This window comes from Breoghania corrubedonensis (assembly GCF_003053845.1).
GTDB classification, from domain to species: domain Bacteria; phylum Pseudomonadota; class Alphaproteobacteria; order Rhizobiales; family Stappiaceae; genus Breoghania; species Breoghania corrubedonensis.
On sequence record NZ_QAYG01000005.1, the window covers coordinates 275,740 to 299,866 of the forward strand.

The 24,127-nt window shown below is 61.9% G+C and carries 21 protein-coding genes; 7 read left to right on the plus strand and 14 right to left on the minus strand.

What is annotated here, in order from left to right; translation table 11 throughout:
* Window positions 1–44 precede the first annotated feature (44 nt).
* Window positions 45–605: a regulatory protein RecX gene (locus C8N35_RS15070; protein WP_107990583.1), complete on the plus strand. Its 561-nt coding sequence runs from the start codon at window positions 45–47 to the stop codon at window positions 603–605.
* Window positions 606–926: 321 nt separating this feature from the next.
* On the opposite strand, the gene C8N35_RS15075 is transcribed toward C8N35_RS15070, so the two are convergent.
* Window positions 927–1,382, minus strand: coding sequence for a MarR family winged helix-turn-helix transcriptional regulator (locus C8N35_RS15075; protein ID WP_107990516.1), 456 nt, complete (start codon window positions 1,380–1,382; stop codon window positions 927–929).
* Between the two features lie 74 nt (window positions 1,383–1,456).
* Here C8N35_RS15075 and C8N35_RS15080 point away from each other — a divergent pair, with 74 nt between their 5' ends.
* The 3 genes from C8N35_RS15080 (at window position 1,457) to mazG (ending at window position 4,448) form a co-directional block, all read left to right on the plus strand.
* Entirely contained in the window at window positions 1,457–2,410 is a 954-nt protein-coding gene (locus C8N35_RS15080) for a quinone oxidoreductase family protein (RefSeq protein WP_107990517.1), read from the plus strand.
* A 134-nt stretch (window positions 2,411–2,544) separates the two neighbouring features.
* Complete coding sequence (locus C8N35_RS15085; protein WP_107990518.1) at window positions 2,545–3,531, plus strand: SLAC1 anion channel family protein; 987 nt, start codon at window positions 2,545–2,547, stop codon at window positions 3,529–3,531.
* Window positions 3,532–3,608: 77 nt separating this feature from the next.
* Window positions 3,609–4,448: a nucleoside triphosphate pyrophosphohydrolase gene (mazG, locus tag C8N35_RS15090; protein ID WP_107990519.1), complete on the plus strand. Its 840-nt coding sequence runs from the start codon at window positions 3,609–3,611 to the stop codon at window positions 4,446–4,448.
* Between the two features lie 60 nt (window positions 4,449–4,508).
* Here mazG and hflX read toward each other — a convergent pair whose 3' ends face one another.
* From hflX to dusB, 9 genes are all read right to left on the minus strand, one after another.
* The gene (hflX, locus tag C8N35_RS15095) at window positions 4,509–5,861 is read right to left on the minus strand and encodes a GTPase HflX (RefSeq protein ID WP_107990520.1); all 1,353 of its coding nucleotides are present in this window, start codon (window positions 5,859–5,861) and stop codon (window positions 4,509–4,511) included.
* Between the two features lie 24 nt (window positions 5,862–5,885).
* Window positions 5,886–6,143 (minus strand): RNA chaperone Hfq, encoded by a 258-nt coding sequence (hfq, locus tag C8N35_RS15100; protein WP_107990521.1) that lies wholly within the window; start codon window positions 6,141–6,143, stop codon window positions 5,886–5,888.
* Window positions 6,144–7,253: 1,110 nt separating this feature from the next.
* Complete coding sequence (locus C8N35_RS15105; RefSeq protein WP_107990522.1) at window positions 7,254–8,723, minus strand: TrkH family potassium uptake protein; 1,470 nt, start codon at window positions 8,721–8,723, stop codon at window positions 7,254–7,256.
* A gap of 18 nt (window positions 8,724–8,741) precedes the next feature.
* Complete coding sequence (gene trkA / locus C8N35_RS15110) at window positions 8,742–10,118, minus strand: Trk system potassium transporter TrkA (protein ID WP_107990523.1); 1,377 nt, start codon at window positions 10,116–10,118, stop codon at window positions 8,742–8,744.
* A gap of 114 nt (window positions 10,119–10,232) precedes the next feature.
* Entirely contained in the window at window positions 10,233–11,603 is a 1,371-nt protein-coding gene (gene ntrX, locus C8N35_RS15115; protein ID WP_107990524.1) for a nitrogen assimilation response regulator NtrX, read from the minus strand.
* A complete protein-coding gene (locus C8N35_RS15120) occupies window positions 11,593–13,908 on the minus strand; it encodes a sensor histidine kinase NtrY-like (protein WP_210203541.1) in 2,316 nt (771 codons plus the stop codon). Before C8N35_RS15120 ends, ntrX begins: the two co-directional genes overlap by 11 nt.
* Window positions 13,909–14,236: 328 nt before the next feature.
* A complete protein-coding gene (gene ntrC, locus C8N35_RS15125) occupies window positions 14,237–15,679 on the minus strand; it encodes a nitrogen regulation protein NR(I) (RefSeq protein ID WP_107990525.1) in 1,443 nt (480 codons plus the stop codon).
* 2 nt (window positions 15,680–15,681) lie between these two features.
* Window positions 15,682–16,863: a two-component system sensor histidine kinase NtrB gene (locus C8N35_RS15130; protein WP_107990526.1), complete on the minus strand. Its 1,182-nt coding sequence runs from the start codon at window positions 16,861–16,863 to the stop codon at window positions 15,682–15,684.
* Window positions 16,860–17,828 carry a tRNA dihydrouridine synthase DusB gene (gene dusB / locus C8N35_RS15135; protein WP_428977115.1) on the minus strand — a complete coding sequence of 323 codons (969 nt, stop codon included), beginning with the start codon at window positions 17,826–17,828 and terminating at the stop codon, window positions 16,860–16,862. Before dusB ends, C8N35_RS15130 begins: the two co-directional genes overlap by 4 nt.
* Window positions 17,829–18,190: 362 nt before the next feature.
* Here dusB and C8N35_RS15140 point away from each other — a divergent pair, with 362 nt between their 5' ends.
* From C8N35_RS15140 to C8N35_RS15150, 3 genes are all read left to right on the plus strand, one after another.
* Window positions 18,191–19,405, plus strand: a complete 1,215-nt coding sequence (locus C8N35_RS15140; RefSeq protein ID WP_281261778.1) for a bifunctional 2-C-methyl-D-erythritol 4-phosphate cytidylyltransferase/2-C-methyl-D-erythritol 2,4-cyclodiphosphate synthase — start codon at window positions 18,191–18,193, stop codon at window positions 19,403–19,405.
* A gap of 65 nt (window positions 19,406–19,470) precedes the next feature.
* The gene (locus C8N35_RS15145) at window positions 19,471–19,989 is read left to right on the plus strand and encodes a CinA family protein (RefSeq protein WP_107990529.1); all 519 of its coding nucleotides are present in this window, start codon (window positions 19,471–19,473) and stop codon (window positions 19,987–19,989) included.
* An 83-nt stretch (window positions 19,990–20,072) separates the two neighbouring features.
* Window positions 20,073–20,483 (plus strand): hypothetical protein, encoded by a 411-nt coding sequence (locus C8N35_RS15150; protein ID WP_107990530.1) that lies wholly within the window; start codon window positions 20,073–20,075, stop codon window positions 20,481–20,483.
* Window positions 20,484–20,531: 48 nt separating this feature from the next.
* Here C8N35_RS15150 and C8N35_RS15155 read toward each other — a convergent pair whose 3' ends face one another.
* The 4 genes from C8N35_RS15155 to lpdA all read right to left on the minus strand — a co-directional run bounded on the left by C8N35_RS15155 (window position 20,532) and on the right by lpdA (window position 24,022).
* Window positions 20,532–20,987, minus strand: coding sequence for a type II toxin-antitoxin system RatA family toxin (locus C8N35_RS15155; protein WP_107990531.1), 456 nt, complete (start codon window positions 20,985–20,987; stop codon window positions 20,532–20,534).
* A gap of 204 nt (window positions 20,988–21,191) precedes the next feature.
* Window positions 21,192–22,175 carry a lipoyl synthase gene (gene lipA / locus C8N35_RS15160; protein ID WP_107990532.1) on the minus strand — a complete coding sequence of 328 codons (984 nt, stop codon included), beginning with the start codon at window positions 22,173–22,175 and terminating at the stop codon, window positions 21,192–21,194.
* 96 nt (window positions 22,176–22,271) lie between these two features.
* Window positions 22,272–22,526, minus strand: a complete 255-nt coding sequence (locus tag C8N35_RS15165; protein ID WP_428977112.1) for a GlsB/YeaQ/YmgE family stress response membrane protein — start codon at window positions 22,524–22,526, stop codon at window positions 22,272–22,274.
* Window positions 22,527–22,603: 77 nt separating this feature from the next.
* On the minus strand, window positions 22,604–24,022 hold the full coding sequence (gene lpdA / locus C8N35_RS15170) for a dihydrolipoyl dehydrogenase (RefSeq protein WP_107990534.1): 1,419 nt from the start codon (window positions 24,020–24,022) through the stop codon (window positions 22,604–22,606).
* Window positions 24,023–24,127 lie beyond the last annotated feature (105 nt).

A 24,127-nucleotide genomic window follows, 5' to 3' on the forward strand; every position in this document is an offset into this window, starting at 1 on the left:
CCGCAGCCTTTGCACCAAAGTCCGGAATCGGCGAAAACATGCCGATGAGCGATCAGGATCATGAACGCGAAAAGCAGCGGCGCAAGATATACAAGCTGCCGGAACCAGAGCGGCTGATGCGCTCTGCCGTCGCCTATCTGGAACGCTATGCCTCATCCTCGGAAAACCTGCGCAGGGTACTGGAACGCAAGGTTGCCCGCGCGGCTTATGCCCATGACCGCGACGCTTCCGAATTCTCGGAGATGATCGCTGCGGCGGTGGAGCGCTGCATCCAGCTGGGACTGGTCGATGATGCGGCTTATGCGGAAACCCGGGCATCCTCATTGCGCCGCCGCGGCGCATCGAAACGCCAGATCGAAGCAAAGCTCGCCGCCAAGGGCGTCGCGAAACGGCTGATCGAGCGCGTGCTCGCGGCCGACGAGACTGACGAAACGGAAGCGGCCCGCCGGTTCGCCAGACGTCGACGGCTTGGCCCGTGGCGCACGCGTGGAAATCGCGACGACTACCGCGAACGCGACATGGCGGCGCTTTGCCGGGCCGGCTTCGGCTTCGATGTGGCCCGCGATGTCGTCGGCGGCGGTCACGAGCCATCCGAGCCCGTATAAGCAGGATATATCTGCAAGGCCAAGCGATCCCGGTTCTTGCAAGGCAGAGGTCCGTCGGTGTGTGCAGCACACGTTCCTTTGCCACGGGACGCTTCAAAACAGCAGCATTTCCCGTCTTGCCGGCCCGCTAATATATTCCATAATATATCTTATGCGAATTATGATTGTGAGGGAGCCGGCACGGTGACGGGATACAGAGTGCGCAACGGATTGACGTGCGGCTGAAGACGCTGGAGCTGATGTGGTGCCGGACAAGACCGTATGATGGAGCGGTTTGCGTGGGACCTGGGGCCTGCGGCCATCCGGCGCCGATCCCCTGTTTCAGCCCGACATTGCGTCGGCGAAGCGGCGCAACAACACCGCGAGCTGGGCGAAATCGGCGTCGCTCCACCCGGAGAAGATCCGACGGGCGATTTCAAGTCGCGCGGTGTCGATGCGGTCGGACAGCGCACGCCCCTTGTCGGTGACGACCACCTCTCGCACACGCCGGTCGCGGACGGCGACCTGCCGCGCGACCAGACCCAGTTCTTCCAGTCGTGAGACCTGACGCGAGACAGTCGTGTGGTCGCGGCCCACGCCGTCTGCAAGTTCGACCACGCCGATAGGTCCGCGCTTGGCGACAGCGATCAGCAACGGAAACAGCGCCCGTTCCAGCGTCAAGCCCGCAGCCGAAAGCAGCTCCTCGTCACGCGCGGGACGGTTCATCACGGCGATGATGTCGATGAGCGCCTCGTGCATGCCGGGCCAGAGATCGGATAAATGTGTATTTTGCACCATTTTCTTGACGGCATCCCAAAATCGTAATATGTGCAAAATACACAGAATAGTCCTCCTCTGTAAAGGAACTCGTGATGAAGGCCGCTGTTGTCCATTCCGCTGGCAATCTTCCCGTCTGGGACGAGTTTGCCGCCCCCGAGGTCGGCGCTGGCGAGATCCGCGTTCGGGTCCGGGCCGCCGCCATCAGCCAGCTGGCCCGTGCGCGCGCCGCCGGCAAGCACTACAGCTCCCGCGATAACCACCCCTTTGTCGCAGGCGTCGACGGGGTCGGCATGTGCGAGGACGGACGGCGGGTCTATTTCGCCAATCCCCGCCCGCCCCAGGGATCGATGGCGGAGGAAGTGGCGGTGGCGGTTGGCCATTGCGTTCCCGTGCCCGACGACCTTGATGACGTAACGGCGGCGGCGCTTGCCAATCCCGGCATGTCGAGCTGGATGGCTCTGCGTGAACGGGCGGATCTCCAGCCGGGCGAGACGGTGCTCATCAACGGTGCGACCGGCAGTTCGGGCGCTCTCGCCGTCCAGATCGCCCGCCACTTCGGCGCGGGTCGTATCATTGCCACCGGTCGCAACCCACAGGCGCTCGATGAGCTGCGCGAAACGGGAGTCGACGAAACGATTTCGCTCAACATGGATGAGGCCGACCAGAAGAGCGCCTTCGAGGCCGCATTCGGCCAAGGTGTCGACGTCGTGCTCGACTATCTGTGGGGCGCCTCGGCCGGGATGATCCTGCACGCCACGGCGAAAATACCCGATCCGGCCAGGTCCTTGCGCTTCGTGCAGATCGGATCGATGACGGGGGACGAGATCGCCCTGCCCGCCGCACTTCTGCGTTCGCGCGACACGGTGCTCATGGGCAGTGGTATCGGCAGCGTCGCATTCGATCGTATGGCCACCTCGGTGCGCGATCTCTTGGCTGCGGCGTCAACGGCGGGCTTTCGCATCGAGACTGAAACTGCGCCGCTTTCGCAGGTTGAAAGTGCGTGGTCGGCGGATACGGGCAACCGGCGGCTCGTGCTGACGCTGTAAACATCAGGTTTGCGGCGGCGGGCGGGACGGGTATTTTTCCCATGGCGACTGATGATCGTCAATGTCACGGGCATTGCGACACGCTACTGACGATGAACATATTCACATGATTAAATGTGAGGATTTCACCGCCCATGACAGCCGCATCCCTTGACCATGCCATTGCCGAGCCGCGGCTGAAGAATTTCCCCGTAAGCTTCTTCTCCATCGTCATGGGACTCGCTGGCCTGACACTCGCCACCCAGCGCCTTCAGCACACGGTTGGCGGCAATCCGCTCGTGCCGCTGACCCTGCTCGGCCTCACCATTCTGGCCTTCATCATTATTGCGGTGCTCTACGCGGTGAAAGCCGCGCGCTATCCGCAAGCCGTGGCTTGGGAATGGAACCATCCGGTGCGTATCAGCTTTTTCCCCGCGATCTCGATCAGTCTGATCCTGATCGGCACCGCCATGGCGAAGGCTGCGCCGGGTTCCATGGCGGTCACCATCTGGGCTGTGGGCACCGGGCTTCATCTCATCGGCACCCTCGCCGTCGTTTCCGCATGGATCGGACATCGCTCCTTCGAGGCGATCCACATCAACCCGGCATGGTTTATCCCGGCCGTCGGCAACATTCTCGTACCCGTCGCAGGCGTCGGTTTCGGGTTCGCCGAGGTCTCATGGTTCTTCTTCTCTGTCGGCCTCCTGTTCTGGCTCGTGCTGCTGACCCTCGTGTTCAACCGACTGATCTTTCACAATCCGCTTCCGGCCAAACTGGTGCCCACGTTGGTCATCCTGATCGCTCCGCCGGCTGTCGGCTTCATTGCCTATTTCCAGTTCCACGGCGTGATCGATCCCTTCTCGCGCGTACTCTACAATGCGTCGATTCTGTTTTTTCTGATCATCGCGGCCCAGCTGCCCAGGCTCGGCCGCCTGCCCTACGCCCTGTCCTGGTGGGCCTATTCCTTCCCTGTCGCAGCCTTCACCATCGCGACGCTTCTCTACGCCGACATGACCCGATCCGCGTTCCACCGCGGCGCGGGCGTGGCCCTGTATGGTCTGCTGATTTGCGTCATCGCACTGCTCGTCGCAAAGACCGTTCAGGCGATGCGGCACGGCGAGATCTGCGTTCACGAAGGCTGATCGACAGCCTCGTCGCTCCCGGGTGGATTTGCTAAGGTCGCGGGGACTCGTTCCCCTCCTCCATCGGACGCCATCCCATGCAGCCTTCCCGCGACATTTCCCGCCTTATCGAGATCATGGCGGCACTGCGCCAGCCGGAAACCGGCTGCCCGTGGGACGTGGAACAGACGTTCGAAACCATCGCGCCCTATACGATCGAGGAGGCCTATGAGGTCGCCGACGCGATACACCGCGGAGATCCGGTGGATCTGTGCGAGGAGCTTGGCGATCTGCTGCTGCAGGTCGTCTATCATGCGCGCATGGCCGAGGAGGAGGACAGCTTCGCGTTCCCGGACGTGGTGGAAGCTGTGACCACGAAGATGATCCGCCGCCACCCCCATGTCTTCGGTGATGCGCAGGCGCGCGATGCCGGCATGGTCAAGGGGTTATGGGAGAAGATCAAGACAGAGGAGAAGCGCGAGCGCGCCGAACGCCGCGCCGCCGCCGGACTTGAGGACAGGGTTCCGGGACTGCTCGACGGAGTCACAAGTGCCCTGCCCGCGCTGATGGAGGCGGAGAAGCTTCAAAAGCAGGCCGCCAAGGTCGGCTTCGACTGGGGCAAACCGGGCCCGGTGATCGCCAAGATCCGAGAAGAACTGGACGAGCTGGAAGCCGAGATCACGGCCGGCGGCGGCGTGGCCACTGCGGAAATGGAAGACGAACTCGGCGACGTCCTCTTTGCGGTTGCCAATCTGGCCCGCCACCTTCAGCTTGAGCCGGAAAAGGCCCTCGCAGGCACGAACCGCAAGTTCCGCCGTCGGTTCGCGGCCATCGAGGCGGCCGCCCGTCAGAGCGGCCGGACACTCGATGACATGAGCCTCGACGAGATGGAAGAAGAATGGCAGAACGCCAAACAGATCGAACGCCCGGCTGAATAGAGATCCATCCCGCAAAGCGCTGCCGGCAGGCACCGAACCGCACGAACGATATCAATTGCTTCACACGGGATCTATCTGACCGGCGAAGCGCTGGCGAAAGGTGTCCAGCGCCTTGTCAGGCACGCGGACGCGCAGGTCCATCATTCCATCGTGCTCCTCGCGCGACAGCACCTCGGTGGAGCGGTAGAGCCATGCGAGCCCTTCACCATCCGTTGCCGGCAGATGCAGAAGCATGATCTCGCGCTCCGACGTCAGCAGATCCTCGATGCGCGTGAGCAGAACGTCGACGCCCTCCCCGCTCAAGGCGGATACGGCTATCGCCTCCTCCCCGGAACGCGTGCGCGCCAGCAGCCCCTCGCGGTTTTCCGGCTCGAGCCTGTCGATCTTGTTCCACACCTCCACGATGCGGGCCCCGTCCTTCGCGGAGACGCCGAGACGCTCCAGAGTGTCCTTGACGTCCTCTGCCTGGGCTGCGCTGTCCTCGTGGCTTATGTCGCGCACATGCAGGATGAGATCGGCCTCCAGAACCTCTTCCAGCGTCGCGCGGAACGCGGCGACAAGATGCGTCGGAAGCTCCGAAATGAACCCCACCGTGTCCGACAGCATCACTTCCAGACCGTGCGGCAGGGGGATACGTCGCAAAGTCGGATCAAGGGTAGCGAAAAGCAGATTTTCCGCCATCACGTCGGCGCTCGTCAGGCGGTTGAACAGCGTCGACTTGCCGGCATTGGTGTAGCCGACGAGCGCGACGATCGGGTGCGGAACCTTGCGGCGCTGCGCGCGGTGCAGCGTGCGGGTGCGACGGACCTGTTCAAGCTCCTTTTCGAGCTTGGTGATGCGTTCCTGAATGATCCGGCGGTCCGCCTCGATCTGGGTTTCACCAGGGCCGCCAATGAAGCCGAGCGAGCCGCGTTGGCGCTCCAGATGCGTCCAGGAACGCACGAGCCGAGACTTCTGCCAGGTAAGATGAGCAAGCTCGACCTGCAGCCTGCCTTCCTTGGTGCGGGCGCGCTCGCCGAAGATCTCCAGGATCAACCCGGTGCGGTCGAGCACCTTCGCGTCCCACGCCTTTTCGAGATTTCGCTGCTGAACGGGAGAAAGGACGTGGTCAACGACGACAAGGTCCACTTCTTCCGCCTTAACGATCGCCCCTAGTTCCTCCACCTTGCCCTTGCCGAACAGCGTCGCCGGGCGCCGCTCGCCGAGCTGCACCACGCCGGAATGCCGGATATCGAGTTCAATGGCAGCGGCGAGACCGACCGCTTCTTCAAGTCGAGCTTCAGGAGAGCGGCGGATGCTCTCGTCCTGCAGAGACTTTCGTCCCCGCACGATTGGTACGATGACAAGGGTCGGCGTGCCGTGCGTCACGCCATCGTCGGAGCCCTCCGTTTCCGGAGAACCCGCCTTGTGCATCGTCCGCCTGTCGACGGGTTTCAACTAGTCTTGAGCCTTTTCCGTCTCTTCGTCACTGGGATCGAACAGCTGAACCGGCTGGTTCGGCATCACCGTTGAGATCGCATGCTTGTAGACGAGTTGTGAATGACCGTCACGCCGCAGCAACACGCAGAAATTGTCGAACCATGTCACGACCCCCTGAAGCTTCACGCCGTTGACGAGAAATATCGTCAGCGGTGTCTTCCCCTTACGAACATGATTGAGGAACGTATCCTGAAGATTTTGAGCGCGGTCTGTCATACTTGTTTTTTTCCTGTTCTGTCCGGACGCGGCCGCGGCGTCCTAGTCTTGCCACACGGATGCTTTTCGGGCCACCGCCGGCCGTGCGCCGGACGCATGTGCCTTTGCGTTCAAAACCGCCGGGCAACCAACCGGTTTGCTCGGACCGGAATTGCCCGCCGTCCTGTCCTTGCCGGAGACTTTCTGTGAGAAGCAGTCCCAACGATGTTCCCGGCAAACGACTCGTCGCCGGGGACACATGCCCCCCGATAATCTCCGTGCCCCTTATGACCGTTTGGCGGCCCTATCATCTTCGGCCGCTCCTGCGGCCATACTGTCGAGATCGCAGTACGGTCCAGACAGTCTTTCCGAAAGCGAAACCCGGCCGACCCCGGCCAAGCCACCCTTTCGTCTCATTCCCTCAATGCTCACCACGGTTTGGCCCGAACGATCGCGGCCGTCACGTGGCTTTGACGACGACCCGAATGCCTGCCCGCATACCGGCCGATCTGGTGAAACGCGAGACGCACAAACTGTCCACCCGCTCCAACTCGCAGGATGAGAACTGAACGCCGGCTTGATCATACCGGAATTGTTTCCGCATGCGAATGCATGAACCGTAGCGATTTCAGCGCGTGGCTGCCTTTGGTTCTATTGGCAATTTGGTGCCCGACAAAAATGACAAGGGTCTCAACCCGCATCCATTCCGCCCAGTATCTCCGGTTAACCCCCTGGAAGGGCAGGTTCGGAGCTCGCTGGCGTGTCTGGACCTGAACTGGGACCGACTAATGTCGAAGACCCGCAAAACGAAATAGTTCCTTCCTTTTCCGTACTTTTAGCAAAAATCGCAGGACCTTTCCAAGGAAAATGGCGCAAAGCGTCACACCTGTCACCTGCCTTTGCGGACCTCTTGCGCAATATCACAAGTTGTCGTTGCTCGAATAACAGTGAGCAAACAACAATGTACGGTATCGTACATAGTGGGAGCGCCATTCAGCCCGGACTCCGAATCAGCGCTCTAAACGGTTCGACGCGAAGCCATGGCTCGCATGGCGGGGACACCAATCCTGTCACTGGTTTCCTGTGCAAAGCTGGAGATCCGAGCCGAAGAGCCTGGCGACGGTGACCCCCTCAACGGCGCAGCCAATACGTACGGTTCAAGGCACCGAAAAGTGCAAGCACCTCTATCCGGCCCAGGATCATCAGGGCGCACAGAATAAGCTTCGTCGGACCGTTGAAATCCGCATAGCCCGGCCAGCGAGGCGCGTCGATCGGGAGCCAGCCACTCGAATATAGCGTTCCTATATTGGAGAAGGACGCAATTGAGGCGATCAACGCGCCTTCGTAGTTCATGTTTTCGAGTGCGAGCGCCAGGGAGCCGAGTGCGACGATGAAGATCGCGGCGACGAAAAAACTCCAGATGGCTTTCATGAGCTGGATGTCGTAGGCCTGCGAGCCGAAATGGGCTGGCCGGATCGCATGTGGATAGACCAGACGCCCCAGTTCGCGATACGCCTGAACCGCCATTCCTCCCACCCGATAGTGCTTCAACCCGCCCGCGGTGGAAAACGTTCCGCCGCCGACCAGCGCAACGAAGAGAATGAGCGTCAACGGCAAGACCGCGAAGCCCGCCTCGCGAACCTCGAACCCGGTCGTGGTGACGAGGGAAATAGCGGTGAACATCCCTTCGCGCAAAGCTTGCAACGGACTGAGAACCGACGCGGAACCGGCTGCGCGGAACAGGACAGCCGCGTAGACGAGACCCATCACGCAGGCCAGAATGATCACCGAATAGCTTTCGCGATGTTGCTTCAGCATCTGCATTCGCCCCAACAGCACCATGCGCTGCCACAAGAGGCTCGTCGCCCCGATCAGCATGAAGGTCATCAGCACCACCTCCGCCATCGGATTGGCATAGCTTGACACCATCCCGGAGACCGGAACAAAGCCCCCCGTGGAAACCGTGGAGAAGGCAAGGCAGACCGCGTCGAGCGTCGGGATTCCCGAAATGAGCAGCAGAACGATGCAGGCAAGCGTGACCGCGACATAGAAACCGGAGATATCGCGGACAGCCGCTGTCAATCGCTGCCGGTCGCGATACCCCTCTATCCCGACCAGACGGATATGGCGGTCCGGCAGGCCACCGATCCCAGCGGGCGCAGAAATCAGGGTCAGCCCCAGCAGCGTCAGCAATCCACCGAGCCATTGCAATTCCGCCCGCCAGACGATGAGCGCGAAGGGCACCTTGTCGAGGTTGATCAGTACCGTACCGCCGGTCGTTGTCAGACCCGAAACGGCTTCGAAGATCGCATTGCCGGGTGACATGGCGCCGATCGTGAGAAACGGGACGGCACCGACTGCCGACAGAACAACCCACGCGGTCACAAGCAGCACATAGCTCTGCACCCGGTCAAACCGCTTCCGCCGGCCCCGCAGCGCCACAAACGTTCCTGCCGCGACGAATGCGACCAGCGCCGCGATCATCAGGAAATCGATGGCCGAATTTCTGTCCCCGGCGGCCGTTGCCACGGCAGCCGGAAGCACCATCGAGCCGGAAAACCCGATGAGCAGCATCGACAGGAAATAGAGGGTGCCGGTCATATCTGTTGCCCGGCCGTATCAGAAGAACTCGAGACTAACTCGGAACATCTGCTCGACCTGGCGCACGCGCTCGGCCGTCGCGAAGATCACCACCCGGTCATTAGCCTCGATCTGGGTTCGCCCACTGGGCGTGATCACGGTATTGTCGCGATAGATGGCCCCGACGCGGATGCCATCGGGCAGGTCGACGGCGGACAGCGGCCGGCCGACCAGCGGCGAGGTCTCCAGTGCCTCCGCCTCGATGACCTCCGCCTGCCCGTTCTGCAACGAATGGACACCGCGGATCCGGCCGCGACGCACGTGCTGGAGGATCTTGGAAATCGTCACCGCGCGCGGATTGATGAAGGCATCGATACCAAGTGCGTGGGCGAACGCCGGATAGCTCGTGTTGTTCAAGAGACTGAGATTGCGTCGGCAGCCGAGTTTCTTCGCCATGACGCAGGAAAGGATATTGACCTCGTCGTCATTGGTGAGCGCGACCATCGTATCGGCTTCCTGGATGTCTGCCTCGCGCAGGATTTCCTGATCAAGTGCCGATCCATGCAGGATCACGGTGCGTTTCAGGTCGTCGGCGATCTGGATCGCGCGGTCGCGCGAGCTCTCCACGATCTTGATTTTCGCCCGCGATTGTCGCTGCTCCATGTTGCGCGCGACATACAGGCCGATATTGCCGCCGCCGGCGATCACCACCCGGTTCGCCTCCGGCTCCTCGTGCCCGAAAATCGCGAGCGTACGACGCACATGGTCGCGCTTGGCGACCACATACACCAGATCGCCTTCCAGCATGGAATCAGCGCTCTTGGGCACGAACAGATGGTTGCCGCGCAGCACACCGACCACGACGGCGCCGAGATCGGAGAAAAGTTCGGTCAGCTGCCTGAGCGGCGTGTCGACGACCGGGCAATCCTCCTCGCACAGGATGCCCACAACGACCACATTGTCATCGGCGAAACGGATCGTTTCCACCGCGCCGGGCAAAGCCATGCGCCGGAGCACCATCTCGCCGACCTCGATCTCAGGCGAGATGATCACGTCGATCGGCATGTTGTCGCGCGAGAAGAGATCCTGCCAATGGGTTTGCAGGTAGCTCTGCGCTCGGATGCGGGCGACCTTGGTCGGCACGTTGAACAGCGAATGGGCCACCTGACAGGCGACCATGTTGACCTCGTCATACAAGGTCACGCCGATCAGCATGTCCGCCTGGTCGGCACCGGCGAGCGCCAGCGTATCGGGATGAGAGCCATGCCCGACGAAGCCACGCACGTCGAGCGTGTCGCGAATGGCGTTGACCAGTTTGGGCGAGGAATCGATGACAGATACGTCGTTCTGTTCCGCCGCCAGTTTCTCGGCGATGCCATAGCCGACCTGACCGGCCCCGCAGATCACCACTTTCATCGCGCGCTCCTCAGTTTGCGCCCACAGCCGTCAGAACGGCCGCAAGCTCCGATCCGGTAGCACGACTGTGACCGATTGCAAGGATAAGGTTTCGGCAGACGTGGCGCCTGCTCGCTACGACACCCCCAGCGACTTCAGCTTCCTGTGGAGAGCGGATCGTTCCATTCCGACGAATTCGGCCGTGCGCGAGATGTTTCCGCCGAACCGCTTGATCTGCGCCTGCAGATAATCGCGCTCGAACATCTCGCGCGCCTCCCTGAGCGGCATCGCCATCAGATGCTCGCCGCCATTGTTGGAGGCCATCGGCGGCAAGGTGGAGCCGACTTCGGCCGGCAGCATGTCGGCGGTGATCTCCGCATCGCTGTCGCCGCGCGTCAGGATCATCAGCCGTTCCACGTTGTTGCGAAGCTGGCGGATATTGCCGGGCCAATCGTGCGTCTGCAGTACCGCCATCGCGTCCGGGGCGATCTGCCGAACCGCAAGACCAGAACTCACCGAGATCTGGTCCATGAAGAAGGAGACGAGTTCGGGAATGTCCTCACGCCGCTCCGCGAGTCCCGGCACCCGCAAAGGCACAACTCCGAGCCGATGAAACAGGTCCTCGCGAAAACGCCCCTCGGCGATTTCCGTTTCCAGATCGCGCGAGGACGAAGAGACGATGCGGATGTCGACATGGACGCGCGTGGCGCCGTTGACGCGGGTGAATGTCTGATCGATGAGAACGCGCAGAATCTTGCTCTGCGTCTCACGCGGCATGTCGGCCACCGCATCGAGATAGAGCGTTCCGCCATGGGCTTCCTCAAGCGCTCCGACCTTGCGCGGGTGCCCTGCCCCGTCCGGCTCCACGCCGAACAGTTCCTCTTCCATCCGATCCGGCGTGATCGCGGCGGCATTGATGACGACAAAGGGACCATTGGCGCGTCCCGACATCGCGTGGATCGTGCGCGCGGCCAGCTCCTTGCCCGAGCCCGATGGGCCGGAGATCAGGATACGGCTGTTGGTCGGCGCGACCCGCTCGATGGTCTGACGCAGATGATGGATTGCGGTGGATGAGCCGATGAGCTGCTCGGCGCCGCCGGAACGCTGCCGCAGTTCTTCCACTTCCTTGCGCAGCTTGGAGGCTTCCAGCGCGCGTTCCGTGATCAGAACGAGCCGGTCTGCCTTGAATGGCTTTTCGATATAGTCGTAGGCACCACGCTTGATGGCGGATACTGCGGTTTCGACATTGCCGTGGCCGGAAATGATCACGACCTGCAGATCTGGATGCTGCTGCTTGATCTGGTCGAGCAGCGCAAGCCCATCAAGGCGGCTTCCCTGCAACCAGATGTCCAGGATGACCAGCGACGGCCGCCGCTCTTCGATGGCGGACAAAGCCGCATCGCTGTCACCCGCAGTGCGGGTCTGGTAGCCTTCGTCATCGAGGATGCCGGCAATCAGTTCGCGGATGTCGGCTTCGTCGTCAACAACTAGTATGTCAGACGCCATTAGAGTGCACCGGTTCGTTATCTTGATTATCTGAATTTTCTTGCTGGCCCTGGCCTGAGCCCTCGCGAGCCCCATCGGGGGCTTCGTCGTGGGTCGCCCCGGCGGCGATCGTCAGCCGCACGAGTGCTCCGTGCCCGCCTTGCGCGACCTGAGGCGCATCCATCAGTTCGATGCCGCCGCCGTGGTCTTCCATGATCTTTCGCACGATCGCGAGGCCAAGCCCGGTCCCCTTCTCGCGGGTCGTCATATAGGGTTCCAACAGCCGCTGCCTGTTTTCCATTGGCAGACCGATGCCATTGTCCTCGATATCGACGATCAGCCGTTCGGGCTCCTCGCGCAGCGAGACAGTGATCCTGCCTTTTTCCTCGCCGCTTTCGACCTCGGGCACGGCGAGCACCGCTTCGGCCGCGTTCTTGATGACGTTTATCAGGGCCTGGCCGATCAGCCGGTGATCGAAATAGGCAACCACCCGATGGTCCGGCAGGTCCGCTTCGATCGTCACATCGGGATGTCCGACCGTTTGCATGAACACCGCCTCGCGCACGGCGCCAACCAGATCCTGATGTTCCTTGGTCGGCTTGGGCATGCGTGCGAAGGAGGAGAATTCATCGACCATCCGCCCGATTTCACCGACCTGACGCACGATGGTATTGACGCACTGGTCGAAAACCTCGCGATCCGTCTCGATGCGCTTTCCATAACGCCGGCGAATGCGCTCCGCAGAGAGCTGGATCGGGGTGAGCGGATTCTTGATCTCATGCGCGATGCGGCGTGCAACGTCCGCCCAGGCGGAGGTGCGCTGTGCGGATACGAGATCCGTAATGTCGTCAAGCGTCACCACATAGCCGTGTTCGCGCCGCGAGGATTGTTCGGTCGTCACGCGCACATTGACGATGCGTTCCTTGCCGCCGCGCATCAGCATCATCTGGCCGGATACCGTACGGCCGTAAGCGTGCGACAGGGCGGGCTCGATGATCTCTCCGATTTCCGGCAGGGCTTCGATCAGGTCGCGCTCAAGCAGGCTCTCGTCCTCCGCGTGAAGCAAGAGCCTCGCGGAGCGGTTGACCAGCGTGATGCGGCGCGCATCGTCGATGCCGATGACGCCCGCCGTCACGCCCGCCAGCACGGCCTCGGTAAAGCGGCGGCGTTGGTCGATCTGATCGTTCGCCGAAAGCAACGCCTCGCGTTGATTTCGAAGCTGGGCGGTCATGTTGTTGAAGGTGGCGCCGAGATTGGCGAGGTCTCCTTCACGCCGATCGATCGGCACCTGAACGTAGAGATTTCCCTCCGAAACCTGACCCGCGGCCGCGATCAGGCGCCGGATCGGCGACACCATTGTGTTGGCGAACCCGAATCCGATCCAGATCGCCGACAGCAACAGCACCAGAGCGACGCCGATATAAACCAGGGCAAACGCGATCTGGACCCCGAAGCGGCTCTTGTCGAGCGCGTTGTACTCCTTGGCGCCCTCCTGCGACATGCGCAGGTAATCGACCACGCGCGGGTCCATCGACCGGGTCACATAGAGGTAGATGTCATTGTAGGCGGTGAGTTTCATCACGCCGCCGACCTGACTGGAGACGCCTGGCGCGATCAGCACCGGCTGACCGGAATCGGCTTGCGCAAACGAGCTCTTCGGCGGCATCAGGATATCCGCCTTGGGATCCACCACTGTGCGTGTGACGACCGTGCCGTCGCTTTTCAGCAGGAACGCCGCCGGTATGCCCCTCAGCGACGCCTGAGCCTCGAAGAAGCTGTCGAAACGCGTCGGCTCGAAATCGTAGACGGATTTCGCCCGATCTATATCGTTCGCCATGGCGATGAGATCGGCCCGCAGAACGCGGGCATGCTCCTGCAGATAGGCGCGCGCCACCGTCAGCGCGTTGTCGATGATCGAGCGTGTTCGCTCCTCGAACCACCGATCCAGTCCCCGATCGAGCGTGATCGTGGCCACCACGGCAACGAGGATCGCGGGAAGAATGGCGATGATGGAAAAAAGCCCGACGATGCGACCCTGCAGCCGCGCGGCCGCCCTGCCCCGTCGCCGCGCCACCCACAGCCCGTAGATCTCCCAGGCGATCGCCGCAACCAGACCGGAGACCAGTACGCCGTTCGTGGCAAGCGCGATCCACACGACTTGTCCGGTTGGACGGATCGGCGTCAGCCCTGTCAGAACGGCGAATGTGACGCCGATGGAGATCAGCGACAACACCATGAAAATGAGTCCGTAGGAACGGATCATCCTGTTGCCGCGCGCAGGCCGGCGCGGAGCCTTGTCGGAGACCGAGTCGTCAGAAGCCGTCATGAAATGCCCGAAACCTGCCATTCCGCATTCGGAAGGCGTCGTAAGACTTGCGTTACGAATATCACACACTGTAGCGAAAATGCGACATAGCAAAGGCGGGCGGAAAAAGCAGCCCGCAAACGGACAAGATGCCGGATTTGTGAGGTCAGACTTTTTGGGAAAATGGGCCCGTGTGCCGAACGCACGGGCTGTGCGATGCAGCCGACCGATGAAAGCCTGACTTCGGCTTACTGTTCGATCGGCTCGCACAATGGTTGTTCAGGCATGCCGGTCGTCGCCCCGCTTGCGCGAGAGCGACGACCTTCAGAAGGTATCCAGACGACGCACTTCAACGAGAATTGCGAATGACCTGAATATCGAGATCCCGGATCTTCTTGCGAAGCGTGTTGCGATTGACACCTAGGAGCTCCGCCGCCTTGATCTGATTGCCTCGCGTCGCCGCCAGTGCGGATGACAAAAGCGGATATTCCACTTCCCTCAACACCCGGTGATAAAGCCCGGGAGGCGGCAGCGCATCGCCGAAATTCGCGAAATAGGCATTGAGGAACCGCTCGACGGAACCCGAAAGATCGGTCTCGGAAGAATCGCCGTCCTGCTCCGCAGGAGCCGCGCTTTGCTGGGAAAGCTCCTGTTCCACCAGGTTGGCGGTGATCACCTCCTGCGGATAGAGCGCGGCAAGCCGACGGATGAGGTTTTCGAGCTCGCGCACGTTTCCCGGCCAGCGATAGCGGCGCAATTGGTCGAGCGCCGCCTGTTCGATCTGTTTGGCAGGGAGCCCCTCCTTTTCGACAAGCGTGAAGAAGTGGCGGACAAGATCGGGAATGTCCTCGCCACGTTCGCGCAAGGGCGGGAGCCTGAGCGGCACGACATTGAGCCGGAAATAGAGGTCTTCGCGGAAAAGCCCCTGGTTGATGAGTTGTCGCAGGTCCTTGTTGGTGGCCGCGACGATACGCACGTCGGTCTTTATCGGGGTACGCCCGCCCACGGCCGTATATTCACCCTGCTGAAGCACGCGCAACAGCCGGGTCTGCGCCTCCATCGGCATGTCGCCGATTTCATCGAGAAACAGCGTGCCCCCGTCGGCCTGCTCGAAACGCCCGGCGGAGCGGGCCTGGGCGCCGGTAAAGGCTCCCTTCTCGTGACCGAAAAGCTCGGCCTCGATCAGGTCGCGCGGGATGGCCGCCATGTTGATCGCCACGAAGGGCCCGTTGCGGCGCTTGCCATAGTCGTGCAGCGCACGCGCGACGAGTTCCTTGCCGGTGCCGGACTCGCCCGAGATCATCACCGTCAGATCGGTCTGCATGAGCCGCGCGAGGACCCGGTAGATCTCTTGCATGGCCGGCGATCGGCCGACCAGCGGAATGTTCTCGCCGCTGTCATCGGCGCCGGTCACCCGCTTCGACTTCGGTTCGGCCAACGCCCGGCCGACGATGGAGATCAGCTCCTTCAGATCAAACGGCTTGGGCAGGTACTCGTAGGCGCCGCGCTCAGACGCGCGGATTGCCGTCATGAAGGTGTTCTGCGCGCTCATGACGATGACCGGCAGGTCCGGCCTCAGCTTCTTGATGCGCGGCAGGAGATCAAAGGCATTTTCGTCCGGCATGACCACGTCAGTGATGACAAGGTCGCCATCGCCGGATGACACCCAGCGCCACAAGGTGGCGGCATTGGACGTCAACTGCACAGTATAGCCCGCCCGCGACAGGGCCTGGTTCAAAACAGTGCGGATTGCAGCATCGTCGTCGGCTACGAGAATAGTGCCGCTGGGCATGGTCAGTCGTTCCTGTCGCTGTCGGACGTTTCACCGCCGGTCTTGTCTTCGTCGCTCGCCTCTTCGTCGTAGCCGGAGGCGTTGACGAATGCGGGCATGAGAATGCGGAAAGTGGTTTTGCGTGGCTGGGAATCACACTCGATGACACCGCCATGATCGCCGATGATCTTGGCGACGAGCGCAAGCCCCAGACCGGTACCGTTGATCTTGGTCGTGACAAAGGGATCGAACAGATAGGACAAAAGGTCCTCCGGAACACCCGGACCATTGTCGCGCACGCAAAATTCAAGCGGCAGAGAAACGCGCTCCGCTCCACCCGGAACAGAAAGGCGGATCCCTGGTCGGAAGGCCGTGGAGAGCACGATTTCGCCTTCGGCGTCGTCGCCGATCGCCTCCGTGGCATTCTTCACCAGGTTGAGGAAGACCTGAATGAGCTGGTCGCGATTGGCATAAACCGGGGGCAACGAGGGGTCGTATTCCTCGACGATGGAGATGTTGCGGGCAAAACCGGACTGGGCAAGCCGCTTCACGTGATCCAGGATCACATGGATGTTGACGGGTTCGCGATCCACAGGCCGTTCGTCCGAAAACACCTCCATGCGATCAACCAGTTTCACGATGCGGTCCGCCTCTTCCATAATGAGGCGGGTCAGTCCGCGGTCGTCGTCATCGGCTGACTGTTCCAGAAGTTGCGCCGCACCACGAATGCCGGAAAGCGGGTTCTTGATCTCGTGTGCCAGCATTGCCGCGAGGCTCGTCACCGTTCGTGCCGCACCACGCGATGTGAGTTGACGGTCGATCTTCTCCGCCATGGTGCGTTCCTGAAGCATCAAGGTCACATGGCCCGGATGCTCGGCGACAGGACTGGCATAGATATCGACCATCTTCTCCGAGCCGATGCGCGGCGAAGAGATGTCGACCTTGTATTCGTTGACGGGAGCGCCCCGCTCCCGAACCTGTTCGATCAGCGTCAGCACCGGGCTGCCGAAAGGCACGAAATAGCTGAGTTTGTGACGCCGCAGAACCGCGCCGCTGGCCCCGAAGAACACCTCCGCAGCCGTGTTTGCCGCTTTCACCTCGTCATCGGGAGCGATGAGCACGATCGGATGCGGCAACGCATCCAGAACCGTCGTCTCACCCTTGGCAGGGAGCAGGTTCGCGCCCTTCGTCTGATTATCGCTCATGCGGCACTCCGAACATCGCCATCGCGGAAGATCTCCTCAACGAGGCGCAGAACGACGGCGGGATCTTCCGCCGTCATGAGAATTCGCCGGTTCGCTCCCGGGCACTCGATGCCGGCCGCATCGAGATACCAGCCCAGATGCTTGCGGGCCGCGCGCAGGCCAATGTGAACACCATAGTGTTCGAGCAGCGCCTCGTAGTGCCCGGTGACAAGATCGGCGAGGGCCACTCCGCGCGGCTGTTCCGGAACATCCTCACCGTTCAGTTCCGCCCCGATCTGGCCCGCAAGCCATGGCCGGCCGTAACTCGCGCGCCCCACCATCACGGCATCGGCACCCGAACGCCTCATCATCTCGCGCGCATCGTCCGCCGATCCGCAGTCGCCATTGGCGACCAGAGGAATCGACACCGCGTCACGCACGGCACGGATGGCGTCCCAGTCGGCCTGGCCTTTGTAAAACTGGCAGCGTGTGCGCCCATGCACGGTCACCAGGGCGATGCCAGCGTCCTCAGCCCGTCTTGCAAGCTCCGCCGCGTTGATCGTTTTCTCGTCCCACCCGAGCCGCATCTTCAATGTCACCGGTACGGAGGCGGCAGATACCGTCGCCTCGACAAGCGTCATGGCGTGGTCGAGATCGCGCATGAGTGCCGATCCGGAATAGCCCGTCGTCACGCGCTTGGCGGGACAGCCCATATTGATATCGATGATGTCGGCACCTGCGGCCTCCGCCATGCGTGCGCCTTCCGCCATCCAGCGCGCCTCTCGTCCGGCGAGCTGGACGACATGGGGAAAGATGCCCTCTCCCACCGAACGCAGAACTGTTTCTCCGTCGCCACCGACCAACGCGTCGCTCGCGACCATCTCCGACACCACCAATCCGGCCCCGTAGCGCGCGGCAATGCGGCGAAATGGCAGATCGCTAACGCCCGACATCGGCGCCAAAAAGCACCTGTTGCGCAAAGACACACCACCGACTACCAAGGGGGCGCCCTCCCCGGTGTGCGCGCGCGGAGCCGAGCACGCCCCGGCCGCTCCTTCGGCACAAGGCGAATCGAGCCTCGTCGCAACCGCAGCGGATTGGTTGTCCGAGATGAAGCTTCCGGCCGGCGAATATCCGAGTTCCATATCTCGCTCGACTATCATGCTTAATTCATGGGCATCGCTATTCATTGCACACATATTAGCCATTGTTCGCGGTTCGGCAAGGGATTGCGCGCAATTTGTATAAGATGATTGTCTCTCCCGCTGAATTGACCGAAAAACGGCTGCCCGCAACGGCGGCAGGTACGCCGGAATGCGGGAAGTTCAAGCAGGAAAACGCAATTATCGTGCCGACACCGCCTCGTATAGCCGCCCTTCTCGTCGCCGCTGGTCGCGGAACCCGCATGGGGGCCGCCCACGGCTCCGCCCCCAAGCAATACCTGCCGCTGGGAGGACACGCGATTCTGGCGAAAAGCCTGCAATCGTTGGCCGCAGCCGCCAGGATTTCGAAGATCCTCACCGTCATACACGCAGACGACGGTGAAGCCTATGAGGAGGCCGTTGACGGATTGTATCTGGGCGAACGGTTGACGGCGCCGGTTTATGGCGGCGCGACGCGTCAGGCCTCCGTGCTCGCCGGTCTTGAAGCCCTCAGCGCCGACACTCCGGACTTCGTTCTCGTTCATGACGGTGTGCGTCCCTTCGTCACCGCGCGCACGATCGACGTGATCATCGACGCTCTCCTCGCGGGCAAGGAGGCCGTACTCGCGGCGACACCCGTCGTCGATACTCTGAAGCGCGTCGATGAGGGAGGCCGGATCACCCATACGGTGCCACGCGACGCACTTTGGGCTGCCCAGACGCCGCAAGGCTTCCGCTTCGACCCCTTGCTTCTGGCCCATCGAAAGGCTGCGGCCGAGGGCGAGACCGCGTTCACCGATGACGCCGCAGTTGCCGAATGGGCGGGGCTCGAAGTTTTCGTTGTCGAGGGCGAGAAGGACAATATGAAGATCACGACGACCGACGATATGACGAGCGCGCAAAACCGCGTCGCACGCGAGGATTGGGCGATGCTCGCCGATATTCGCATGGGTCAGGGCTATGACGTCCATGCCTTCGTCGAGGGTGATCACGTCACGCTTGGCGGTATCGACATTTCCCACGATCGCCGTCTGTCGGGCCATTCTGATGCGGACGTGGCCCTTCACGCGATCACCGACGCGATTTTCGGCGCGCTTTGCGATGGAGACATCGGCTCGCACTTTCCTCCCAGCGATCCACAATGGAAGGGGGCAGCGTCCGATATCTTCCTGCGCGAGGCAGTGAACCGGGTCGCCAAGCGCGGCGGCGTCATTGCGCATCTCGATTTGACGATTGTCTGCGAGGCGCCGAAAATCGGGCCACATCGCGAGTCCATGCGCGCCCGCATCGCGCAGATCTGCGGCATGGAGATTGACCGCGTCGCGGTCAAGGCGACGACGTCCGAGCGGCTCGGCTTCACTGGCCGGCGCGAAGGCATCGCAGCTCTTGCTGCGGCAACGGTCCGTCTGCCGCTGGCATAACGGACGTGATCGCTCGGCCACGAGGCCGGACGACGGACCAGGCGATCGACCGGAGAGCACGCAAGATGACCGAACTCACGCCGCTTCATGCCATCGCGCAAGACATCCTGGAGAACGCCCGCGCCGCGAACATGAAAATCGCCACTGCGGAATCCTGCACCGGAGGACTGGTCGGCGCGGCGCTTACGGAGATCGACGGGGCGTCCGCGGTCTTCGATCGCGGGTTCATCACCTATTCGAACGAGGCGAAGATAGAGATGCTCGGCGTCCCCCAGGACATGCTCAGGGAGCATGGGGCGGTCAGCGCAGTCGTGGCAAAGGCGATGGCGGAGGGGGCGCTTCTGCGCTCGCAGGCCAATATCGCGGTTTCCATCACCGGCATCGCCGGCCCGCAAGGCGGCTCGGTCGACAAGCCTGTCGGCCTTGTGCATTTTGCAATCTCGTCCGAGCAGGCGGGAACGTCACACTTCGTGCGAAGCTTTTCTAATTCCGGACGTTCTTCCATCCGGATGAACGCAGCCGGCTATGCGTTAGAAATTGTATCAAATGCGATCTATTCGATTCGCGGTATTTCAATCGCCTGATAGTAGGTTTCTACTAGGTCGACACGATCTCGATGTCCGGCATGAGGCTGGCGGAGATGGTGACCCGTCCCGGGGAGTGGGGAATGCGCATCTCTGATCTTCTTGTTGCAGCAGCGGCGTTTATGGCAACGTCCGCGACTGCGGGCGAAGTGCATATCATTTCGCGTGACCAGGCAGGGTCGTTCCTGTCCAGTCACCAGATCTTCCTGAAGGACCAACCGCGTCAATCGATGACCCATGTGGATTATTGCGGCCATACCTACTACGTCTTCTGGGACACGATCGACTGGCTGGACAATCAGGCCTACGAAGGCCACCGCCTCGGTGTTGAATATTCCAATGGCAAGAACTGGCGGCTGATCTGCCGCAACCCCGAAAAGCAGCTCGCCCAGGTTCGGGAGGAAGAGCGCCCGCAGGTGCAGGGAGCACCGGATATTCCGGCAAGTAAGAAATATGGATGGATCGAGCTGCTCAACAAGCGCTCGGCCCGTTAAGCGGATTCATCACGCCTGAAACCACCGGGCACAGCCCCACCATACCGCTCAGACGGCGCCGTAAATCTCGTCAGCCCGCTCCTCGAATGCGGAGGCGAATTTGCGGAAAGCCCTGTCGAACATCGCGCCCATCAAGGAGCCGAGCGTGCGCGAGCGGAACTCGTAGGTAATAAAGAACCCCACCTCGCAAGTTCCGTCATCCAGCGGCTTGAAATCCCAATTGTTTTCAAGATGCCGGAATGGGCCTTCCAGATACTCCACCGTGATCCGCCGTGCCTCTCTGTCGAGGGTCACACGGCTGGCGAACGTCTCGCTGAACAGCTTGTAGGCGACCGTCATGTCGGAGATGAGAACCACGCGGCCGTCGTCCATCTCCCGTCGTCCGCGAACCTTCAGAGACTGGCAAAGCGGCACGAAACGGGGATATTTCTCCACATCCGCGACGAGGTCGAACATGTCATCAGCCGAATGCTGGACACGGCGGCTGGTCTGGAAGGTCGGCATGCTGGAGTTTCTCGTGGCTTCCTGGACTCTTGTCGGCGGCTCCGATAGCACCCTGCAAGGGTGCGACCGGGACACATAGTGCGTGAACGGCGCGAAGGACCTGCCGGTTCCGCGCCCTTCCCTCTCCGTTACGCCGTGACTTGTCAAGGCAAGCAGACGAGAACGCATAGTCCCTGATGGCAGGATTATCCCGCCGGGCTTTACTCAGCCTTGCGGCGTATTCCCGTCTCGCGCGAGCCTAGCCGCTTTCAGATCGCGGAAATCCTCGCCCGCATGGTGCGACGAGCGCGTGAGCGGGCTTGCCGATACCTTCAGGAAGCCCTTCGCGTAGGCGATCTGCTCATAGGCCTTGAAGTCCTCCGGCGTGATATAGTCGACCACCGGATGGTGCTTGCGCGTCGGCTGCAGATACTGACCGATGGTCAGGAAATCCACATCCGCTGAGCGCAGGTCGTCCATGAGCTGCAGAACCTCGTTCCTCTCCTCGCCAAGCCCGACCATGATGCCGGACTTGGTGAAGATGGTCGGATCGAGTTCCTTGGCCCGCTGCAGCAGGCGGATCGAATGGAAGTACCGCGCGCCGGGCCGCACCTTCAGATAGTTCGAGGGCACCGTCTCCAGGTTGTGGTTGAAGACGTCGGGTCTGGCCTTGACGACGATCTCCAACGCACCGTCCTTGCGGAGAAAATCGGGCGTCAGCACTTCGACCGTCGTGTCGGGAGCGCGCGTGCGGATCGCGTGGATGACATCCGCGAAATGCCGGGCGCCGCCGTCATCCAGATCGTCGCGGTCAACCGAGGTGATGACCACATGGTCGAGCCCCATGGCCGCAACGGCCTCGCCGATGCCCTTGGGTTCGTCTGGATCGACCGGACCGGGCATGCCTGTGCGAACATTACAGAAGGCGCAGGCGCGCGTGCAGGTGTCGCCGAGGATCATGAAGCTCGCGTGCTTCTTGGACCAGCATTCGCCGATATTGGGGCAGCCCGCCTCCTCGCACACCGTCACCAGCTTGTTGGAACGCACGACGTCCTGCGTCTCGCGGTAAACCGGCGAGCCCGGAGCCTTCACGCGGATCCACGCCGGCTTGCGCTTCATCGGCGTATCCGCGTTCTTCTGCTTCTCCGGATGGCGCGGGCGCGCGGGCTGCGCGTCAGCGCCGGAAACGGTATCGAGGACTGTGACCATGATCGAACATGTCTCGCGGACGAGCCCTGCCGTCAAGAGCAGCAGGCGGCTTCTTGGGGTTTCTAGGTAGGCCTTTTACGCCTTTGCGCAGGTCATTCAACGACGAATGGCCCGAAACAGGAAGATCAACAGGCACGCACCTCCAACCGCCACGGCGAGCTGGCCGATGAAGCCGGCCATGGTGTGGCCGATGAGGCGGAAGAGCAAAGCATTGGCAATCACCGCCCCCAGAATGCCGAGCACGATGTTGAGGAGGAGGCCGTGATTTGCCTTCATGATCTTTTCGGCAATCCACCCGGCGAGCGCACCGATGACGATCGTCAAAAACCAGCCGAAACCGTACATATGCATGATCTCCCTCGTGTCATCCCTTCACCCGTCGAGCATATTGGCGGGCTCGGCTCTTCGAGACCGCCTGCCCCGGCGCCCTAGTAGTTCAGCGCCTTGCCGTAGGCATCGAGCACACTCTCGTGCATCATCTCCGAAAGCGTGGGGTGCGGGAAGACCGAGTGCATCAGTTCCTCCTCGGTCGTCTCCAGGTTCATTGCGACGACGAAGCCCTGAATGAGTTCGGTGACCTCTGCGCCCACCATGTGGGCCCCCAGCAACTGACCGGTCTTGGCGTCGAAGACGGTCTTGACCAGCCCTTCCGGCTCGCCGAGCGCGATCGCCTTGCCATTGGCAATGAAGGGGAAGCGGCCGACCTTGACCTCGTAGCCGGCCTCCTTGGCCTTGGCTTCGCTCAGACCGACAGAGGCGATCTGCGGCTGGCAGTAGGTGCAGCCCGGGATCTTCCGCTTGTCCATCGGATGGACATCCAGGCCCTTGATCTTCTCCACGCAGATAACGCCCTCGTGCTCCGCCTTGTGGGCAAGCATCGGCGGGCCGGCAACGTCGCCGATCGCGTAGATGCCGGGTACATTGGTGCGGCCGAACTCGTCAATCACCACGCAGCCGCGGTCCGTCTTGACGCCCAGCGTCTCAAGCCCGAGATTCTCGATGTTGCCAACAACGCCGACCGCGGAAATCATGCGCTCTGCCGTGATCTCCTGCTTCTTTCCGTCCTTGGTCTCCACCGTGGCCGTGACGCTGTCCTTGCCCTTGACGACCTTGGACACCTTGGCATCCGTGAGGATCTTGATGCCCTGCTTCTCGAAGCGCTTGCGGGCATGGGCCGCGATCTCCGCGTCTTCCACCGGCAGCACCTGAGGCATCATCTCGACGACCGTCACTTCCGCGCCCATGAAGCGATAGAAGGAGGCGAACTCGATGCCGATGGCCCCGGACCCCATGACAATCAGCGACTTTGGCATCGTCTCGGGAACCATGGCCTCGAAATAGGTCCAGATCAGGTTCTTGTCAGGCTCGATACCGGGGATCACGCGCGGACGCGCACCGGTCGCCACAATGATGTGCGTGGCGGAATAGTCGCCACCCTTGAGAGCGCCCTTGGGCGGATTCTCCGCCTCCTTGACCTTGATCTTGCCCGGCGCGGTCAGTTCCGCCCGGCCCCAGATCACGTCGATCTTGTTCTTCTTCATCAGGAAGCCGACACCGGTCGTCAGCTGGTTCGACACCCCACGCGAGCGCTTAACCACGGCGGAAATATCGAAGCCGATCTTGTCCGCAGAGAGCCCGAAATCCTTGGCGTTCTCCATGTTGTGGTAAACTTCGGCCGAGCGCAGCAGCGCCTTGGTGGGAATGCAGCCCCAGTTGAGGCAGATGCCACCCAGGTGCTTGGGCTCCACGATGGCCGTCTTGAAGCCGAGCTGCGCGGCGCGGATCGCGGTGACGTACCCGCCGGGCCCCGATCCGATGACGATGACGTCGTATGAGGTATCGGCCATGCCGTGCCCTTTCCCTGATCCTGCGCGAGGCGCCGCGGGCTATAGCCTCTCGCGCCGTCTGTTCTGTCTCATTGCGCCGCCTGGGTGCCGGCAGCATGGCAAAAT

Bases quoted from the DNA above. Each gene is read 5' to 3' on its own strand.
- C8N35_RS15070 (WP_107990583.1), top strand. From the start codon at position 45: ATGAGCGATCAGGATCATGAACGCGAAAAGCAGCGGCGCAAGATATAC.
- C8N35_RS15075 (WP_107990516.1), bottom strand. From the start codon at position 1,382: ATGGTGCAAAATACACATTTATCCGATCTCTGGCCCGGCATGCACGAG.
- C8N35_RS15080 (WP_107990517.1), top strand. From the start codon at position 1,457: ATGAAGGCCGCTGTTGTCCATTCCGCTGGCAATCTTCCCGTCTGGGAC.
- C8N35_RS15085 (WP_107990518.1), top strand. From the start codon at position 2,545: ATGACAGCCGCATCCCTTGACCATGCCATTGCCGAGCCGCGGCTGAAG.
- mazG (WP_107990519.1), top strand. From the start codon at position 3,609: ATGCAGCCTTCCCGCGACATTTCCCGCCTTATCGAGATCATGGCGGCA.
- hflX (WP_107990520.1), bottom strand. From the start codon at position 5,861: ATGCACAAGGCGGGTTCTCCGGAAACGGAGGGCTCCGACGATGGCGTG.
- hfq (WP_107990521.1), bottom strand. From the start codon at position 6,143: ATGACAGACCGCGCTCAAAATCTTCAGGATACGTTCCTCAATCATGTT.
- C8N35_RS15105 (WP_107990522.1), bottom strand. From the start codon at position 8,723: ATGACCGGCACCCTCTATTTCCTGTCGATGCTGCTCATCGGGTTTTCC.
- trkA (WP_107990523.1), bottom strand. From the start codon at position 10,118: ATGAAAGTGGTGATCTGCGGGGCCGGTCAGGTCGGCTATGGCATCGCC.
- ntrX (WP_107990524.1), bottom strand. From the start codon at position 11,603: ATGGCGTCTGACATACTAGTTGTTGACGACGAAGCCGACATCCGCGAA.
- C8N35_RS15120 (WP_210203541.1), bottom strand. From the start codon at position 13,908: ATGACGGCTTCTGACGACTCGGTCTCCGACAAGGCTCCGCGCCGGCCT.
- ntrC (WP_107990525.1), bottom strand. From the start codon at position 15,679: ATGCCCAGCGGCACTATTCTCGTAGCCGACGACGATGCTGCAATCCGC.
- C8N35_RS15130 (WP_107990526.1), bottom strand. From the start codon at position 16,863: ATGAGCGATAATCAGACGAAGGGCGCGAACCTGCTCCCTGCCAAGGGT.
- C8N35_RS15145 (WP_107990529.1), top strand. From the start codon at position 19,471: ATGACCGAACTCACGCCGCTTCATGCCATCGCGCAAGACATCCTGGAG.
- C8N35_RS15150 (WP_107990530.1), top strand. From the start codon at position 20,073: ATGCGCATCTCTGATCTTCTTGTTGCAGCAGCGGCGTTTATGGCAACG.
- C8N35_RS15155 (WP_107990531.1), bottom strand. From the start codon at position 20,987: ATGCCGACCTTCCAGACCAGCCGCCGTGTCCAGCATTCGGCTGATGAC.
- lipA (WP_107990532.1), bottom strand. From the start codon at position 22,175: ATGGTCACAGTCCTCGATACCGTTTCCGGCGCTGACGCGCAGCCCGCG.
- C8N35_RS15165 (WP_428977112.1), bottom strand. From the start codon at position 22,526: ATGCATATGTACGGTTTCGGCTGGTTTTTGACGATCGTCATCGGTGCG.
- lpdA (WP_107990534.1), bottom strand. From the start codon at position 24,022: ATGGCCGATACCTCATACGACGTCATCGTCATCGGATCGGGGCCCGGC.